The sequence below is a fragment of the Desulfomonile tiedjei DSM 6799 genome (assembly GCF_000266945.1).
GTDB classification, from domain to species: Bacteria; Desulfobacterota; Desulfomonilia; order Desulfomonilales; family Desulfomonilaceae; genus Desulfomonile; species Desulfomonile tiedjei.
Genome location: NC_018025.1, coordinates 3438920 through 3456954 on the forward strand (window position 1 = coordinate 3438920; position 18035 = coordinate 3456954).

13 protein-coding genes are annotated in these 18035 nt (G+C 51.7%); all 13 read left to right on the forward strand.

Going from position 1 to position 18035, the window contains the following annotated elements; translation table 11 throughout:
- The first annotated feature begins 116 nt into the window (after positions 1 to 116).
- Positions 117 to 2888, forward strand: coding sequence for a molybdopterin-dependent oxidoreductase (locus DESTI_RS14580; protein WP_014810737.1), 2772 nt, complete (start codon positions 117 to 119; stop codon positions 2886 to 2888).
- Positions 2842 to 3795, forward strand: a complete 954-nt coding sequence (locus DESTI_RS14585; protein ID WP_014810738.1) for a response regulator — start codon at positions 2842 to 2844, stop codon at positions 3793 to 3795. Before DESTI_RS14580 ends, DESTI_RS14585 begins: the two co-directional genes overlap by 47 nt.
- A 93-nt stretch (positions 3796 to 3888) precedes the next feature.
- Complete coding sequence (locus tag DESTI_RS28945) at positions 3889 to 4836, forward strand: response regulator (RefSeq protein WP_014810739.1); 948 nt, start codon at positions 3889 to 3891, stop codon at positions 4834 to 4836.
- A 780-nt stretch (positions 4837 to 5616) separates the two neighbouring features.
- Positions 5617 to 7149, forward strand: a complete 1533-nt coding sequence (gene ffh, locus DESTI_RS14595; protein WP_014810740.1) for a signal recognition particle protein — start codon at positions 5617 to 5619, stop codon at positions 7147 to 7149.
- A gap of 80 nt (positions 7150 to 7229) precedes the next feature.
- Positions 7230 to 7673: a hypothetical protein gene (locus tag DESTI_RS14600; RefSeq protein WP_014810741.1), complete on the forward strand. Its 444-nt coding sequence runs from the start codon at positions 7230 to 7232 to the stop codon at positions 7671 to 7673.
- Between the two features lie 198 nt (positions 7674 to 7871).
- A complete protein-coding gene (locus DESTI_RS14605; RefSeq protein WP_014810742.1) occupies positions 7872 to 8648 on the forward strand; it encodes a hypothetical protein in 777 nt (258 codons plus the stop codon).
- A gap of 84 nt (positions 8649 to 8732) precedes the next feature.
- Positions 8733 to 9239 (forward strand): hypothetical protein, encoded by a 507-nt coding sequence (locus DESTI_RS14610; RefSeq protein ID WP_014810743.1) that lies wholly within the window; start codon positions 8733 to 8735, stop codon positions 9237 to 9239.
- A 224-nt stretch (positions 9240 to 9463) separates the two neighbouring features.
- Positions 9464 to 11179, forward strand: a complete 1716-nt coding sequence (locus DESTI_RS14615; protein WP_157212168.1) for a hypothetical protein — start codon at positions 9464 to 9466, stop codon at positions 11177 to 11179.
- A gap of 759 nt (positions 11180 to 11938) precedes the next feature.
- Positions 11939 to 12226, forward strand: coding sequence for an Asp-tRNA(Asn)/Glu-tRNA(Gln) amidotransferase subunit GatC (gene gatC, locus DESTI_RS14625; RefSeq protein WP_014810746.1), 288 nt, complete (start codon positions 11939 to 11941; stop codon positions 12224 to 12226).
- A 117-nt stretch (positions 12227 to 12343) separates the two neighbouring features.
- On the forward strand, positions 12344 to 13786 hold the full coding sequence (gene gatA / locus DESTI_RS14630; RefSeq protein ID WP_041286220.1) for an Asp-tRNA(Asn)/Glu-tRNA(Gln) amidotransferase subunit GatA: 1443 nt from the start codon (positions 12344 to 12346) through the stop codon (positions 13784 to 13786).
- A 9-nt stretch (positions 13787 to 13795) separates the two neighbouring features.
- Positions 13796 to 15232, forward strand: a complete 1437-nt coding sequence (gene gatB, locus DESTI_RS14635) for an Asp-tRNA(Asn)/Glu-tRNA(Gln) amidotransferase subunit GatB (protein ID WP_014810748.1) — start codon at positions 13796 to 13798, stop codon at positions 15230 to 15232.
- Between the two features lie 128 nt (positions 15233 to 15360).
- Positions 15361 to 17013 (forward strand): ankyrin repeat domain-containing protein, encoded by a 1653-nt coding sequence (locus DESTI_RS14640; protein ID WP_014810749.1) that lies wholly within the window; start codon positions 15361 to 15363, stop codon positions 17011 to 17013.
- Positions 17014 to 17034: 21 nt separating this feature from the next.
- Entirely contained in the window at positions 17035 to 17739 is a 705-nt protein-coding gene (locus DESTI_RS14645) for a hypothetical protein (protein ID WP_014810750.1), read from the forward strand.
- Positions 17740 to 18035 lie beyond the last annotated feature (296 nt).

Sequence of the window (18035 nt, forward strand, 5' to 3'; positions counted from 1 at the left end):
CGTGATTCTCGTCTATCGTCGAGGCGAGAGGAAAAACTCGATCCTCAAGAACCTCATATAAGCTAAATCCGGCTCCTGCCCTGACCGCAAGCAGACTCCGTCAGAAGGACCGAAAAATGCCGACCCTTAACATTGACAGAGTGGAAATTACCGTACCTGAAGGAACAACCATTCTTGAAGCGGCGAACAAGGCTGGTATCTGGATACCTACGCTCTGCTACTATCCGAAGACCAGTCCATCCGACTCATGTCGGATGTGCGTTGTAGAAATCGAGGGCGTTCGCCGTCCCATGACATCGTGTAATACCATCGCTGCGGAAGGCATGATGGTTCATACCGATTCTCCGAAATTGCGGTCCATCCGGGAAGAGGTTATGGGGCTCGTGCTAATGGATCATCCATTGGATTGCCCGGTCTGTTCAGCGGCCGGTGAGTGCGAGATACAGAATCTGACCTATCGTCTGGGCATCTACGGAACCGAATACCAGATGGAACGTCGCACCCGTGCTGTGGTGAACGATTGGCCGCTGATCAGGTACGATCCGAATTTATGCTTGACTTGCCTTCGCTGCGTCAAAGTCTGTCATGAAGTTATCGGAGCCAGCGCCCTGAGACTTGCGGATGTCGGTTACGCTGCGCGGATAACCACGCGTGACGGCGGGATTCTTGATTGCGACTTTTGCGGTGAGTGCGTCCAGGCATGCCCTTCCGGGGCCATGTCAGACAAAGTCTCTTTGTGGGCTCGGCCTTGGGAACTGAGAAAAGTCCCCACCGTTTGCTCTTTGTGTTCCGCGGGCTGCAGAATGCTGGTGAATGTCAAGGATAACCGAATCTACAGGGTGACAACAGACATTGAAAGCCACAATGGGGGTACTCTGTGCGTCGGGGGAAGATTCGGGTTTGATTTTGTCCACCACGAGGACAGAATCCTTACTCCCTTGCTGAGAAAGGACGACGAACTCAAACCTGCATCATGGGCTGACGCTCTCCAGTTTACCGCCGAGAATCTCGAGAAGATAATCCGCGAGTCAGGTCCCGAGAGCGTTGTCGGATTGGTTTCGCCTCGCCTTACGAATGAAGACTGTTACGCCTTCCAAAAATTCTTCCGGACTGTAATAGGCACAAACAATATCGACAGCGAAGCGAGATTCAGCATCTTGAGGGTTCAGAGGGCTCTTGAGTTGACGTGCGGCGTCGGAGGATCGTCCGGCCGCATTGAAGACTTGTTGGAAACGGATGCCATATTCCTCATCGGGGTAGATCCTCTTGAGGAAACCCCTGCCATAGGATGGAAAGTCAAGATTGCCGCCAGACGTTACGACAGTAACGTTATAGTCGCGAACTCCCGAAAAACGAGTCTTGACCGGTTTTCCAGAGTCCTGTTGAGAGTCAGGCCGTACTCGGAGAGCGACCTTGTCTTGGGCCTCATGAAAATCATACTGGATCTCGATTTGTGGGACAAAGAATTCGTGCGGGATCGGACTGCGAACTTTCTTCCTATGAAGAACCTGTTGGACAAGATTTCACTTAATGGAATTCTGAAAAGAACGGGAATTGCCAGAGAGGACCTGCAAGAGGCAGCGCGAATACTGGGCGAGGCGCCAAGAGCCTCCATCGTTTTCGGGGGAGACGTAATACTTCAGGAAAACGGGCTGCAATGCGTTATGAATATAGCGAACCTGGCGCTCCTGACCGGGAACATCGGACAATCCAATGCAGGGATTTATCCGATATTCGAGAAAGGCAATATGGTCGGACTCTGCGATATGGGAGCCTTACCAGAATATCTGCCGGGATATCAGCACGCTGCACAAGCTCGCGAGCTTTTTGAAAAGGTCTGGAAAAACGGTATTCCTTATACAAAAGGACGGACCGTGCCGGAAATGGTGCACGGTCTGGAGAATGGCGATGTACGGGCGGTTTATATTGCAGGCGCTGATCCTCTGACTGACTATCCGCATTCCACACGCCTTGCCAAGGCTCTCAGGAAAGCCGAACTGCTCGTTGTCCATGAGATTTTTCCCAGTCCAACGGCTTTGATGGCGCATTGCGTATTCCCGGCTTCGTCTTTTGCCGAGAAGAATGGAACTATTACCAATTTCGAGCATCGTGTACAAAAAATCAATCAAGCCATAGCCCCCCTTGGAGAAAGCATGCCGGACTGGAGCATTCTCGAAGAAGTTGCGAAAGCTATGGGGAAGTCCATGGGCTTCTCCGGAGTCGAGGACATATTCAGTGAAATGAGCCGGACACTACCCTTTTACGATGGGCTGAACATCTCGGATCTGGACGGCGATGGCAAGATAGCAATCCCTCTACACCAAGATCATGGGCGATCTAGGAGCGGCAAACCATATTCTTTTGCTCCGGTGAGGACCTGGGAATGTCCTGAAGGTCCCGAGGCTGAGGCATATCCTTTTGAGATGATAGCAGGACGATCTATGTTTCATTTCGGTTCAACGTCCACAAGATCGAAAAACCTGCTCACGCTTTGTCCTCGGGGTTATGTGGAAATAAATCCCCAAGATGCCGTCAAACTCAATATTTCAGAGAATCAGCCAATAGAGGTCAGCTCTCCAGTCAGCTCTTTTTGTGCTACGGCCAGAATCTCGGACAAAGTGAGTCGGGAGATAGTATACGTTCCCTCCAATTTTCCTGACCTGAGAGTCTACAGCCTGTTCCGGGAGAACACCACGATCTGTAGGGTCAGACTTACCCCTCTGAACGTTGAATCACCATGTGGTGAGGAGACACGCGACGATGTCTCGGAAGCAACTGCTCGAGTCCTGACCGATACCAATTGCCGTTTCCGTCTCAATATCGAACCACAAGGAGGTTTGCATGAACGCACGAGGAAGACCAAAGGCTTCGGTGCTCGTGGTCGATGATGAGCAAATCGTTCACGAAAGTGTCCGGAGAGTTCTCGAAGAGGGAGGCTTTCGAGTCGCTGGCGCACTGAGAGTCGACCAGGCATTGGGTCAACTCGAAAACGAAACCTTCGACCTTACGCTTACTGACCTCATGATGCCCGAGCGGAGCGGAATGGAAGTGGTTGAGGCCATAGCCAAGAAGTATCCCGATACCGGAGTTGTCATGTTCACAGGATATGCCACCGTAGATTCCGCAGTGGAATCCATGAAACTTGGTGCTCTGGATTATCTTCCCAAACCGTTCACTCCAGAAGAACTCCTCAAAATCACAAACCGCGCCCTGGAGAAAGTTCTCAAGGCACGAAGAGACAGAGAGATAGAAAAAACCTATGCCGAAGCGGAAAGAGCCCTGAGATCCAGCCTGGATCTCAAGGAAATCCTGAATCTGATCTGTTCCAGTGTCGTCAGGCTCTTCAGAGTAAAAGCAAGTGCGGTCTTTGTATTGCGAAAGCGAGATCAGGCATTTGTTCTGGCTGCTTCGAATGGGTTGAGTGAGGAGTACGTTCAAAAGGGTCTCGTCGATGCCAGGCGAAGCATATCCGAAGTAATGGAGTCTGGAAAACCGGTGATCGTAGAAGACGCTGACTTCGACACCAGGCTTCAGTATCCCGCTGAAGCCAGGAGAGAGAACATAAACTCCATAGTATCGGTACCCATGAAGCTCGAAGAGAATGTTTTCGGTGTCCTGAGGACATACAATTCTGAAAAGAGGGCCTTCAACGTAGACGAAATGGATCTTCTGCTGAAGTTTGCCGAGCAAGCAGCCCGTGCTCTGGAGAATGCCATGCGCTACGAGCAGGTTCGTTCGGATATCGAAGGATTGAAAAAATTCATTCTCGGCCCCCAAGATCAAGACGTCTTTTGATGATGATTCCGGTATTCGCCGAAAAGTGGCGAAACGGATCGAGGAGCACCTTGATTCAGGCGTCATCACTACTTTTTTCGCCAGGAGGGTCCAATGGAAAAGCCGAAAGGAAAGATTCTGGTACTGGATGATGAGCGAATCGTCCTGGATAGTGTGAGCCGTATTCTCGACAACCAACACTATGAAGTGAAGACCGCCCGCAAAGGCGAAGACGCCATCGAAATACTGAAGGAAGGCGGATTCGATATTCTTTTGACCGATTTGAAAATGCCCGGCATTAATGGCCTTCAAGCTATGGAGTCTCTTTCGGAAATAGACCCGGATCTGTCAATGATCATGTTTACCGCCTACTCCACTATCGATTCTGCAGTAGAAGCATTGAAGCTGGGCGCTGTGGATTACATAAGAAAGCCCTTCACTCCGGACCAGCTCCTTGACTTGGTTAATAAGACGATGAAGGATCGGAAAGCTCGTTTCGAAAAACGGTACAGAGAAGACACGTTCGAGGAACTGAAGAAAGCGATCTCATCGACTCTGAACTTGAAAGAGGTGCTGGATCTCATCGTACAGGGTGTGGTGAAGGTAATGAAGGTGAGAGGTAGCACTTTGAGCCTCCTGGACAAAAATCGGGAAAATCTCCGGGTGTTCGCTCACAACGGCCTCAGTACGGAATATGTATGCAAAGGGCCTCTGGATTCCTCCAAAAGTATTGGCGAGACCATTTTGAAGGGTAAACACGCATGGGTTGAGGATGTTGCTACGGATCCAAGAATTCAGTATCCCAATGAAGCGATCCGCGAGGGCATCAAATCTATTTTGAGCGTGCCCCTGATCGTCAGAAACAAGGTTCTGGGCGTCTTACGTGTGTATACCGGGGAAGTTCGCGCTTTTTCCGATGAGGAATTGAAATTTCTCTACGGTTTTGCCGAGCTGGTTGCTTATGCCATAGAAAACGCCCGCTCGTACGAAGACGTCAAGGATGAATGTGAGGCCCTCCGAGACGACCTCTGGGACTCCTTCGATAAACAGGGCTTGCTTTAAATTATCAGGGGATACGAAGAGTCTTTGGAAAGATCCCGCTGCCCCATATGCCGGCTCTGAAGAGTATTAGGGGAAATGCACTTTCGTCATCGGAAAAATATCGGCAGCATCCGGCTTCCTCCCGAGATAACCATCTGATTTGTTTGAATATCATCCGCCGGCACGGAGGCCGGCGGCCACCAAAATCAAGGAATAGCTTTTCCCAATCCGCGATTGCTTTCGAGAACCACTGTAGCAATTGCCAAAATTAGTGTCGATTGAAAGTAAGAATATTGGTGGGTGCCGTGCCTCCGCGCCGGCACATCTTCAATTGATCAATGATATCAATATAATGGACCGACAGAGACGCCGGTCCTACCAGTATCTTGTGTTGGAGCATGGGATAAACTTCGAAATTCTTTAGCAATCGCTATACAGGCGCCAACTCTGCTTTCCAACCTCTTCGTTTGATAGGAACGAAAAGAAATAGACTGGCGATTCATCGCCGCGAAAGCGAACAAACATACTTCGTCGTCCTGTTGGGACGATTGATGTTGGGTTTTCCAGGAATCAGCCAGCGTATGATGCGGTGAACCCGCGATCCGCGCGGGTTCACCGCATCTGTCGAGTCGATCGTGAATTTTCCCGATCGATGCGGGTTCGCTTTCGCTCACCAAATCCTACCAATACTACCCCGCAACTGAAGCTTTACCGGCAAGAAAATAAATCTCTTACATTCAGTCGTGTATTATGCTATTGAAATAAGTTTCAGGATATTGGACCGAATCAGGAGGCGGCTTCGTGCTGGAAATACTAACCCGGGGATTCAGAGACGTTCGACAATATCTCCAGGGAGTCCGAACACTTAATGAAGAGAACCTCTCCGAGGCTCTCGCAATGATCCGCGTTTCGCTTCTGGAAGCAGACGTGGAATTTCAGGTTACACGCTCTTTTCTCGAAAAAGTCAAAGAACAGGCTCTCGGTGAGATCGTCCATGTCAGCGTAAAGTTCAAGGAAAGAAAACTGAAGGTCTCACCAGGGGATCACTTTATCAAGCTCTGTCATGATGAACTGGTCCGACTCATGGGGCCTGAGGATGCCTCGTTAGATCTGCGCAGGAAGCCTGTCAGCGCAATCATGATGGTGGGTCTCCAGGGCTCCGGCAAGACTACCACAGCAGCAAAGCTCGCGCGATTTCTTCAGAAGAAAGGCAATCGACCCATGCTGGTTGCGGCGGACGTATACAGGCCCGCTGCAGTCGATCAGATCCGCAAACTCGGTGCGGACCTCAATGTCCCGGTGTACTCGGATGGAGGAGCGAGACCGCCCGAAATTTGCTCGAAGGCAATGCAGATCGCTTCCGATGCAAACTGCGATGTAGTCATTTTCGACACTGCAGGCCGCCTCACGATTGACGAACCTCTCATGGAGGAAATTCACCAGATCGAAGAGTTGGCTCATCCGGATAACGTGCTCCTGGTCTGTGACGCCATGATCGGGCAAGAATCGGTCAACATTGCCAAAGCTTTTAATGAGCGAATACGTCTCACGGGATTCATACTGACGAAACTCGACGGTGATGCCCGCGGTGGAGCGGCCATTTCCATAAAAGAGGCTACAGGGGTCCCCATCAAATTCGTCGGTATGGGCGAAGGTATGGACCGGCTGGAGGAATTCCGTCCGGATGGCCTTGCTTCACGAATTCTCGGATTCGGAGACGTGGTCGGTCTGGTTAAAGACTTCGAGGAGGTCTTGGACGAGAAGAAAGCCGAAGAAGACGCCATGCGCATGCTGCGCGGCGAATTCGGATTCGGAGATTTTCTCGAACAGATCCGCGCTATCAAGAAAATGGGGCCTCTTCAGGATTTGATCGAAAAGCTGCCTTTCTTTCCCGGAGGTCTCCCGTCTTCGGCCAAAGTCGATGATTATGAGCTGGTTCGTATTGAATCAATCATCAACTCAATGACTCCCGCCGAGCGAAAACATCCGGACATCATAAATCAGAGCAGGATTGCACGTGTAGCCCGCGGATCCGGACGGGAAGAGAGAGAAGTAAAGGATCTTCTCACCAAATTCCGGGACATGAGAGACCTCATGTCTGCCATGGGTGGAGGGAAGATCCGTGGCCGCTGGAAAGGGATGAAAGGCCTCCGAAAGATGTTCGGCGGAGGTTTTTCGGGAATGGGATCTGAAGAACCTGCAATCAGTCCGAATAATCCCTTTGGCCTGCCGGAAATCAAGAAAGGAAACGTGGTCTCGAAAAAGGCGCTGGAGAAACAGCGCAAGAAAAGCAAACAGGCAAAACAAGCAAGAAAAAAAGCAAGAAAGAAATAGAGGCTTGACCTCGAAAATCCGCTTTTGTTTCATTCCGGATGGGGTTTCGATCCGGAACCAATAACCTATGGAGGGCGTCTATGATTTGGAAATTGGTCGCAATGCTTGCTTTGGGGATCCTCAGCGGTCTTCTTAGTTTTTACAACAAGAACTTTTACGTGCGGGTTTTCAACGATATTCTGGGCAAGGAAGAAGATGAGAACGTAGCGGTCAGAGTTGGCCGAGGTTTCTTCTACGGGTTCTTTTTTCCCATTTATTTCTCACTACTCTTGACCGGACTCATCGCACTGGTAGTGTTCCTCATTATCGCCGGCATTATTGCGGCCGTTATCTTCGTCATCGTGTGGGCCACTGAAAAACTGCTCCCGAACGAATGGGTAGGAGAGCTGTTGATCGGTTTATTCGAAAAGGTCGGCATCAAGAGACCCACTCCTGTCGTTCCGGTAACTCCTGCAATTCCAGTTGCTCCTGCCATTTCGCAACCTGAACAACCGAAAACTCCATCCGAACCTGAATCAAAATAGCTCTATCCTCACCTGCCGAGGCGGAATTCGCCTCGGTAAGGCAGAAAACTCTCGTCTTTTCACAAGCGTGTATTCTCGCAGAGTACGTGGTCTTGCCTTTTTTCCGAAAAACCGCTAAAAATTGGTCAATCTTTGGGCCGACCTTCCACGGGATCGATTTGTATTACGGCCGTACACATCTGGAGACCAGTTCCTCAAATGCGTAGTATCGGGAAAGGTGGAACCTTGATTTCGAGATCGTGGATATTGCTAGTTGCGCTATCTTGTTGTGTTTTCCTGGCTTCATGCGTCCCGAGTATTCTGAGCAAGAAAAACGAGGCCTCTGCTCAACAACAGACGCCGCAAAAAGGATCTCTTCTCAAACCGCAGATGGCTTCGTCCAGTGTCGAAAAGGAAATAAAGCCGACCAAAGACGCCAAGGAAGAGAGACTGCCGGAGAAAAGTGCTTCGGATACACAAAATACTCTCATCAAGATGGATAAGCCGGTTCGACAAGAGAGTGAAACAGGAAAGTCACTGCCACCTCCGAAAGAAAAAGAGAAAGAAAAAGAAGAACCTTCAAATCTGAGCACCGCTTCGAAGAAGCCGTCTTCATCGATACCCGAATCGCCGAATCCCAAGCCACTTGAAAAACTCGACGAGGATAAGAATGCCGGTTTTGCCCCTCCCCTGAGTAAGTTCGATCACGCAGAATATATAAAACAGGTGCGGAGTAGAGCCATAGATCTCATCAACAAGGAAAAGAAGTGTTCCCATGCGATTCTCTGCCGTGATTCCCTTACGGATGAATGGTCTGTGACTCTGTTCGTGATGAAAGACAAGACTTTCACGAGGTCTATCTACGTTTGGGACGATATCGATGAAAAATGGGGTGAAACCTACTCTGACCCACTTCCTGTCAAGGAACTGAAAGAAGCCCTGGCGATGGCTACCAACGGCAAGAAATGCGAACCATTAAAAGGGAAGCTTCAATAGTTTTGAACCGACTTTATCAGGAACCGTGATTACTACGACAGACTGCTGTAACAACGTACGCACGCAAGGAGGTCCCCATAAGCCATGCTGCTGACCAGACCTGTCCTTTCAATTGCCACCCTGATCTTCTTCACAGGAATGATTTACATGGCCGATCCGGCATATGCGGACCAGACCCGGGAAGAATGCTACAAATGCTGCGACGATCAGGGACTCGATGAATTTTACCAGGAACAGTGCCGTCTCAAGTGTTTCCGTAACAACGAGCACTGTACGGGAAAACGAAAGAAGCCCGCACCCGTGGTATCCGAGCAGGAACCACCTCGTGAGACCCGCCCTGCCCCTGCTTCGCGTCCTGCTCCTGCACGAAGAGCTTTTCAGTGGCCGAATCCGCTGAATCTCGTTCCCGGGAGGGAATCGGAAGCCGCAGGCCAGATACTGGCAGCAAACGGAATCCCTCCTCAGCATCCACACTATGCGGCTGCTCAGAAGAGCATCGAACAGGTGCTCGTCGAGTTTGCCAGAGCGAACCCCGGTGGAGGCAAATTACCGACTGCACAGCTTGAAAGAGTGCTGAATCAGATCAGATGAGTCGCTCTGCATCGTCTCACCCTGGAGGCCTTTTCGGAATTGTCCGGAAAGGCCCGCCCATAGCTTTCTTGTCAATCTGCCTGCTCCTGGCCATTCTTTGGGTTTGCTGCTTCGCTGCAGAGAATCAGCCCTATTCCACCACTCCGCCTTTAAGCCCAATTCCAGTAGAAAATTCGGGCACATCGGATCTATCTTATCCCCTGTGGTGGGGAGAAGCCCCGAAAGTGGATTCAGGTACTCCCTGTAAGGAGCCGGGCACCTGCATCACATGTCATACCTCAACGACTACCATGGATGCATCCCACGCGTTCGCCTGTGTTCAATGCCACAAAGGTGATTCATCGGCCGTTGAGGAAAAGGACGCTCACCAGGGTTTGATCAAAGATCCCGGTGACCTGAACCATGCTGAGCAAACCTGTGGGAAGTGCCATCCTGAGGAAGTCAGACGAGTTCGTCATTCTGCAATGGCTCTTGCTCCCCGAACGATCAATCACACGCGCTTCTCTTTCGGCGCTCAGAAAGATGCCTCACCGCAGTACGCTACAGTCAAAACAGATGCTCTAAAACAGGTGCCTCACCCTTCGGAATCAGGAAATCTCGGAGACGACCTACTCAGACGTTCATGCCTCCGGTGTCATTTGCATACTCCCGGTTCAACGCGGTGGGGAGAACATCGCGGAGTCGGCTGCTCGGCATGTCATGCTGCCTTTCCCAACAGTGCCGATGGGCGACCTCGCGAACATGCCATTGTCCGTCAGGCGGGAATGACTGCATGCCTCAAATGCCACAATGCGAATCACGTGGGAGCGGATTACGTAGGGCTGTATGAAAGAGATTTTCACCGAGGCTTCAAGTCACCCCTTGTGCAAGGGCGCCTGGCACCGACAATCTACGGAGCTGAACAGCATCGCCTGCTGCCAGATGTTCACTTCCGTGCGGGGATGACGTGTATCGATTGCCACACCTTGGACGAGGTGCACGGACCGGGACACCTCCCGCAGAACCAGGGGAACGGGGTTAAGATTACCTGCGAATCCTGCCATGTGAATGGGGATCATCCGGCAGTTCTCAAGCAGGAAGACGGAACCATGACCCTTCTGCGTGGTGCAGGACGAACGATTCCCCGCATGAATCCGGAATCGGTGCCTCATCGGATCGACTCGCATCGAAACAAGGTCAAATGTTCGGCATGTCATGCTGCATGGTCTTTCCAGGACTACGGACTACATTTGATGCTCGAAGAACGTCCCGATTACTGGAAATGGGCGACAACTGCGGGGCAGAACGATCCGCAGGTGCAGCAACTCTTGAGGGAGACTGTCGGCACGTACGCGGAAATACTCCCTCCGACCGGGGGAGCGGCTGCGGGAACTCCTGAAGAGCACTGGAAAAATCCGGAGACGTTTGACTGGTTGTCCGGGGAAGTACGTCCCGGCGCATGGTTCAGAGGATACACCGAACGGAAATGGTCTCGGCCTCCCCTCGGTCTGGATGCTCAAGGCCGTATCTCGGTTATGCGTCCGATATTTCAGTATGTTATATCCCATGTGGATTCCGGAGGAAGCGTGCAACGTGACAGATGGATTCCCACAACGGGTTCCGGAACTCCTGCACTCATCATGAACCCTTATGCGCCCCATACGATTGGAGCCAAAGGTAGAAGCTGTCAGGATTGTCACGGAGATCTCAAAGCGGCCGGTTTGGGAGAAGGATTGCGCGGCATTGAGAAACCGGGCTTCCATAATCTGCTTTTGCCTGAATCACAACTCCCCGAACACCGCATAATCTGGGATAAGCTCGTGGACGAAGACGGCAACCAACTCCAGTACAGCAGCCATGCAGGTGCACGCCCCCTCGATCAGACCACGCTTAAGAAACTGCTCAATCCGTCGCCGCGGCAGAAGGCCGAGTTCTACAAATATCTCATCCAGCCTGAATAGGCGAATGTAAGGGAATTTCGTGCCACCCTACGCGTCCAATTCTCCGCAATAATGGGTGCCACTGACTGGTTTCCTGGTCAGTGTTCGTTAATTGCGGTTTGATAATTATGGATAAAGCTTTCAGGAGATTGTCGTGCGAGGAGCGGGATCGCTCCGCTCCTCGCACGACAATCACCGAACTTGTTGCTGAATAGTTAACTCCGCCTGCGCTGTTCCTGCACTCATTCCATTGAACATGGGTCGGCAGGGACGCCGACCTCTACCGGAAAATTAGGAGTAGATGCTCCATGAGCGTTAAAATAAGCTCGTGGTTGATCAGCTTTTATTGCATGACACCGGCTCGTAAAGACTTACGTAGGATGCTGGTGAGCGAAGCGAACCGCATCGCTCGTGGACGTTTATGGTCTCATGCGAGAACACGAAACAATTTTTTCTATTCCGGCAATGGTGTCAGGCGATTGCCACGTCGCTCCGCTCCTCGCAATGACAAGCATTAAGTTCGTTGCTGAATCGTGGATTCCCCTGCTGCTCGTGCAGATTTTCCATCTTTATGGGGGCAGAGAGCCGCTCCCCACCAGGAAGGTTGAGCTTAGACATCTTTATTTGACGCCTATGAATGGATGTCTCTATTTTAGCATCCATGGGAGTTTTACTTCTTTCATTGCCGATCTTGACAGTCGAGAGCGGCCGGAGTATGTGTACACGTTTAATTGAGCGATGATCACGAGGGAAGCACACCCCCTGAAAGAGATAATGCACATGAAAATCACACCGGAAGAAGTCGATTATGTAGCCCTTCTGGGAAGACTGAATATCGGACCGGAAGAAAAGAAGAAGTACCAGGCCCAGTTAGATGACATTCTCAAGTACATGGACATGCTTGCAGAAGTTAACACAGATAACGTCGAACCCATGGCCGGCCCGGTCGAACTTCATACTCCCTTGCGGGAAGACGTAGTGCTCCCTTCTCTTCCTATAGAAGACGCCCTCGCAAATGCGCCCGCAAAGATAGGCAGTTCGTTCAAGGTTCCGAAAGTCATTGAATGAAAGATACCGGCGCACTTCCACCGACCGTATCAGTATGACCAGAGATGATGCGCAGCGACCGATTGTATTCATATCCGCTCACAAACAGAGGATAAAAAAGTGCCAGAACTCCATGACATGACCGCTTCCGAATTGGCCCGTGTTTTGATATCCGGAGAAACGACTTCCGTAGAAATAACCCGCTCGTTGCTCGCTCGGATCGACAAACTGGAAGAATCTATTCACGCGTATGTTACGGTGGACCCGGATTCAGCCCTGGAAATGGCTGCAGAAGCGGACCGGATGATTGCAGCGGGAAAAGCGGGCCCCCTGACCGGAATCCCCATAGCAGTCAAAGACAACATGTGCATCAAGGGCCGCAAGACTTCCTGCGGGTCCCGCATTCTCGGGAATTTCAAACCGCCCTACGATGCGACCGTTGTCCGTCGCCTCAAGGATGCAGGCATGGTAATCCTTGGCAGCGCCAACATGGACGAATTCGCCATGGGCTCTTCCACGGAAACCTCATACTGGGGGCCGACCCGCAACCCATGGAATACGGAAATGATACCCGGCGGATCGAGCGGAGGTTCCGCTGCTGCCGTTGCGGCCAAGGAAGCTGTCGTATCACTCGGGTCGGACACAGGGGGATCGATACGATTGCCTGCGGCATTCTGCGGAGTCACGGGCATAAAACCTACGTACGGAGCAGTTTCGCGGTTCGGACTTGTGGCGTATGCATCCAGCCTGGATCAGATCGGTCCCATAGCACGAGATGTCAAAGACATAGCACTTTTGTTGAATCTCCTCTGCGGGCACGATCCCATGGATTCTACCTCGGTGCCGCGAGAATATCCCGATTTCACCAGCTTCCTGGAAAAACCGGTAAAGGGAATGACTCTCGGACTGCCGACGGAATTCTTCTCCAAGCTCGATAATGAAGACGTAAGCCGGGCCGTTGCCGACGCCCGAAAAACCTTCGAGGACCTCGGAATAAAGTTCGTGGATCTGTCCCTGCCTCATCTCGATTACGGAATAGCCGCGTACTACATCATCGCGCCGAGCGAGGCATCATCAAATCTTGCACGTTACGATGGGGTGAAATACGGGCATCGCGCTGAAGAATATTCCGGAATTATCGACATGTACTGCAACACCAGGGCTGAAGGGTTCGGTCCCGAGGTGAAGCGACGCATCATGCTGGGAACGTATGCGCTGTCGTCCGGCTATTACGATGCATACTATGTGAAGGCTGCGAAAGTGCGGACTCTGATTACCAATGATTTCAAGAAAGCCTTCGAAAGTTGTGATGCGATCTTCTGTCCCACAGCGCCTTCCCCCGCGTTCAGAATCGGGGAAAAAATCGACGATCCCATGCAGATGTACCTGACGGACGTGTTCACGATTCCCGTCAACATGGCTGGACTCCCGGGAATGGCCATTCCTGCTGGTTTTTCAAGGGACGGACTGCCCATCGGTCTGCAATTGATAGCTCCCCATTTCAAAGAAGAGGTTCTCGTGCAATTATCCGCAGCGTTCCAGCGGGAGACCGATCATCACCTCAAGACACCGGCATTATAGGATATGACTATGGAATACGAAGCAGTAATCGGACTCGAAGTTCACGCCCAGCTCCTGACGGACTCCAAGGCTTTTTGTTCGTGCACCACGCGTTTCGGTAACGAGCCTAATACGAATACCTGCCCCATCTGTCAGGGAATGCCCGGTGTGCTGCCGGTCTTGAACCGCAAGGCCCTGGAATTCACAGTCAAAATGGCCCTGGCATGCAACTGCACCATTAACGAGACCAGCAGATTCGCACGAAAGAATTACTACTACCCGGATCTCCCCAAGAATTACCAGATTTCCCAGTACGAACTGCCCGTCGCGGAACACGGCTGGCTCGATGTGGAAACCAACGGAGAGATTCGACGCATCGGAATAACAAGAATACATATGGAAGAAGATGCAGGGAAGCTGATTCACGATGAGAATCGCCCCTTCTCCCATGTGGATTTGAACCGGACTGGTGTGCCCCTCGTGGAAATCGTCTCAGAACCCGAGATGCGGTCACCCGAAGAGGCTGCGGATTACCTCCGTGCGCTCCGGTCCATTCTCGTATACCTGGAAGTCTGCGACGGCAACATGCAGGAAGGCAGTTTTCGTTGCGATGCCAACGTTTCCATAAGACCGAAGGGAACCACAGCGCTCGGTGTCAAAGCGGAAGTGAAGAACATGAACTCCTTCCGAAACGTCCAGCGCGCACTCCATTATGAAATCGAACGGCAGATCGAAACGTTGAAGGAAGGTGGAAGAATAGTCCAGGAAACCCGGCTTTTCGATCCTTCCACCGGCACCACCGCATCCATGCGAAGCAAAGAACAGGCCCATGATTACCGGTATTTTCCCGATCCTGATCTTTTGCCGCTTCGCGTGGAACCGGAACTCGTGGAGAGAATGCGCAACCAGCTCCCTGAACTTCCTGCCGAGAAAAAGGAACGTTTCATTCAGCTCGGTATCCCGGCGTACGATGCGGGCGTGCTTACCGCATCGCGCCCGCTCGCTGACTTCTTCGAGCGCACAGTAGAGCTGTTTCCGAATCCCAAAGCAGTAAGTAACTGGATGATGACGGAGTTCATGCGGGAACTGAAAGGGGAAGAAGCCGACATAAGCTGCTGCCCTGTTTCTCCGTCGCAACTGGCGAATCTTCTGAAATCGGTCGAAGACGGCACGATCTCCGGGAAAATAGCCAAAACCGTTTTCGAGGAGATGTTTCGCACCGGGAAAGAGCCCGAAGAGATCATCCGAGAGAAGGGTCTCGTGCAGGTATCCGATACGGACGAGTTAACTGCCGCGTGTCGTGAAGTACTGGATGCGAACGCTGGAGAAGTAGCCAAGTATCTTTCGGGTAAGACGAAGATATTCGGTTTTTTCGTCGGTCAGGTAATGAAAAAGACCAAAGGCAAGGCGAATCCCGGATTGGTCAATTCCATCCTGGAAGAAGAGCTGAAGAAGCGCTCGGAATAGAATATTGGGGAGGGACTTCTCATAATTCTGCCCTAAACGGGACTCTCCTCTCCCAAAGGCGCTAATTATTCCAATTGGTTGTCCCAAAGGGACTGAAGAAGGCCGATTCAATTTCACAGGAGCCTGCCATGCTCACGCGAATCGTAATCGTGCTGGCAACGACAGCCGCCGTGGCAGCGAACCTTTTAGCAGACGCACTCTTGTTCATGGACCCGATCTCCTTCAGCGCAGAAGCAGCCGAATTGCACGATACGAAACGGCTTCACCAGAAAGAACTCAGAACTACAGAGAGCGCCAAACCCCTCAAAAATTTCAAACATGCTGAAGTAAAGGCCCAGCAGGCCCTCACTGAACAGCTTTCTCACGCGATAGAAGAGGAGAATATTGACGAAGTGAAGGCGCTGCTAGCCAAGGGCGCTGACGTAAATCGTTATGACGGAGAAGGCAAGCTGCCGCTTGAGAAAGCAGCCGGGAAAGGCTCGATGGCATTGGTCAGGATCCTCTGGCATAGCGGGGCTGACCCGAACATCAGTAACCGCGACGGGCAGAAGACTCTCAAGGCCGCTTTTATAGAAGCTGTGAGTAATTGCCACCAAGATGTAGCTCGATACTTCCTGAATATCGGCGTGAATGTAAATGCGGCCCGCCCGAAGGAAGGCACGTTATTTCAGCGTGCAGCAAGATGCTCACGGGAATTTGCGGAGTTCCTTCTTGAGAGGGGCGCAGCGGAGATTGACTTGAAGACAGCCAGACTTCCTCTGGAAAGGGATGCTAACCTCCGCACCAGGGATGAGAAAGGCTGGACATCTCTGCACGAGGCGGTCTGGGAGGGACATCTCGATAAAGCCGCTCTCTTGTTGGACAACAAGGCCGAACCTAATGCGGTTGACTCTTTGGGTTGGACCCCCCTGATTCTGGCTGCCTGGAAAGGCCAACCCGAGGCCGTGAATCTCCTTATCTCGAGGGGCGCAGACATACGTGTAGAAGATGCCTTCGGTAAGACGGCCTTCGTGAGAGCGGTCGAGATGGGCCATCGTGACGCTGCCTTGCTGCTCCTCAACAAGGGAGCCGATGTCAATACTGCTGATGTTTCGAGTTGGACCCCTATTATGGCCGCTGTCACGCGGAAGGACCGAGAGATGGTAAAATTGCTTCGGGAGCGTGGGGCCAAAATGACAGTCGCTGCCGCTGTCTTGCTGGAGGACGAACGAGAGATGCAGCGGCTTCTTAAAGAGAGTGCAAAGAAGGGCGTCCAGATTGCGGACGCCTCCATGGCTCTGCTTATTGCCGTGAGGAACCGCAGCGAAAAAGTGGTCAGGCACATCCTGGACAAGTGCCCTGAAATGGACATCAAGGAACCATGCTGCGACACCGCTCTTCTGTTCGCCATCGAGAATAAGTACTCAGGAATCGCCGAAATTCTTTTAGAGAAGGGAGCTAACCCTAACGCGGCAGACCATTGGCGAAAAACGGCTCTTCATTATGCGGTCTGGAAGGGCGATCTCAGGCTGATCCGCATGCTTCTCGAAAAGGGAGCCCACGTCAATGCGCAAACGATAGGGTGGGATGGGACCCCTCTCATGGGTGCTGTGGAGAGGGCGAATGTCGAGATAGTGAAGCTGCTGCTACAAAACGGCGCGAGTCTCCGCGTGGGCCCAAATAGCGATGATCTCTGGATAGCAGCCGAGAAAAGCGGAAACAAAGAAGTCCTGGAAATGCTCAAAGCGCATGCCCTGAAACACCCTGACCAGCCTCAGCCAACTTCGCGTGAAGGCCAGTGATCAACTAATGGGAGGTATCCCGTGGAGGCCCGCTCCAGATTTCTTCTTGCCTTGCTTGTGACGTGGCTTGTATGCTCTCCGGCTACGCTCAAAGCGAATCCTGCACCGATTCCGATGGCAGGAGGAAGCGTTGCGGCACAGTCGCCCCATAAGACCGTTCGAATGGATGCCGAAGACGTAACGATCCGGCTAGGGAGAGGCGCCTACACAGTGAATGCTGTATATCGCATGGTTAATACCGGAGACGCTACATCGGAATGGGTGGGCTTTCCGAGAGGGCTGGAAAGAGAACGGTGGAAGGGAACAGAATTTCCAGAGTTTATTCAGTTCCATGTGTGGATTGACGGCAAAAAGATTCGTTTTACGAAAGAAGGAAAGCAGTGGCTAGCAGCGCGGGTGACCTTCCCTGGGAACGCGACAACCATTATTCGCGTCATGTATGAGGCCCACTATTCGGATCGATACCTATGGAAAGGCGTCCGCTACTTGGATTACATTGTGGGCACCGGTTCACTTTGGAAGGACAGCATCGCCAAGGCCGTCTTCACTGTGGATGCTTCCGAAACGGGCGGGACGAAGGGCTTGTACATCGAACTCAACGCTCCGCAGTGCCGCAAACTGAGTTCTGAACAGGTTGTCAGATTTGATGTAGAGGACTTCAAGCCTGACCCATACGCCACCCTCCGCATTGAGTTCGGTAATCGGAGAAAGGTTATTATGAGATAAATTGTGGGCCGGGACTCGTCAATCGACGACCTAGCGAGCATTCCTGTCCAGCAATTCTTCATGGCCTTTTGCCTCACCCCGAAATTCGTCCATTTCTCCCAGATCGATTTCCAGAATCAGCCTTTCTCTTTTCCCGCATCGCAATCTTGATAAGTTCCTCTCTAATACCTATAATTGAACCAAGCGATAAAACACGACAAAGGCGCTGAACTTTATTCAGCACTACTGAAATAATCTTACATTTGTTAGCGAGCCTTATTCATATTCTAATCGTGCACCATATCAACGCTTGAGAA